The organism is Rhodoplanes sp. SY1 (assembly GCF_046000175.1).
GTDB lineage: Bacteria > Pseudomonadota > Alphaproteobacteria > Rhizobiales > Xanthobacteraceae > Rhodoplanes.
The window spans coordinates 1-830 of sequence record NZ_JBEOMB010000280.1 but is presented as its reverse complement, the minus strand read 5'-3'; the positions used below and the strand labels follow the sequence as shown (position 1 = coordinate 830).

The 830-nt window shown below is 67.5% G+C and carries 1 protein-coding gene; it reads left to right on the top strand.

Annotation, left to right across the window (positions count from 1 at the left end):
- The coding region (locus ABTU92_RS29115; RefSeq protein WP_408095043.1) for an alpha/beta fold hydrolase at nucleotides 1-584 on the top strand (584 nt) is incomplete at its 5' end.
- Nucleotides 585-830 lie beyond the last annotated feature (246 nt).

Genomic DNA, 830 nt, shown 5'->3' with positions numbered 1-830 from the left:
GCCCCTACTCGATCGCGATGCTGGGCCGCGACGCGCTCGCCATCATGGACGGGCTCGGCCTCGACAAGGTCGACTGGGTCGGGCTCTCGATGGGCGGCATGGTCGGCCAGTGGCTCGGCGCCAACGCGCCGCAGCGGCTGCGCAAGCTGGTGCTCGCCAACACCACGAGCTTCATGCCCGACAAGCAGCCGTGGCACGACCGCATCGCGACCGTGCGGGCCGGCGGCCTCGACGCCATCGTCGACAAGGTGATGGGCCTGTGGTTCACGGCGGAGTTCCGCGAGGCCGATCCGGCCGCCGTGGACAAGGTCCGCGCCGTGTTCCTGAAGACGCCGGTCGACGGCTACGTCGCCAATTGCGAGGCGGTGCGCGATCTGGACCAGCGCGATCTGCTCGCGACCATCACGGTGCCGACCTTCGTGGTCGCCGGGCGCTTCGACCAGTCGACGCCGATCGAGGCGAACGACTTCATCCGCCGCAAGGTGCCGGGCGCGCAGCTCACCATTCTCGATGCGGCGCACATCTCCAACATCGAGCAGGCGGCCGCCTTCAACACCGAGGTGCTGGGCTTCCTCACGTCGTGAGGACTGATGCCGTGGAGCAACGCTTCTAGACCTTTCGTAGCAGCGCGCCCGCCCGCCCGGCTGATTTGTTCAGACTTGTCATACCAACACGCGAGAATGCGTGCAGTGCAGCGCATTTTGTCGACAGATCGTGGTGCACCGCCGCGGGACTTCGACTCCGGCTTGTGGTAGCGCTCGGGCGTCGAGGACGGGCCGCCGGGACTCCGTCGCATTCGAGGAGACCCCAGATGAGCCTGCTTCGTGTCG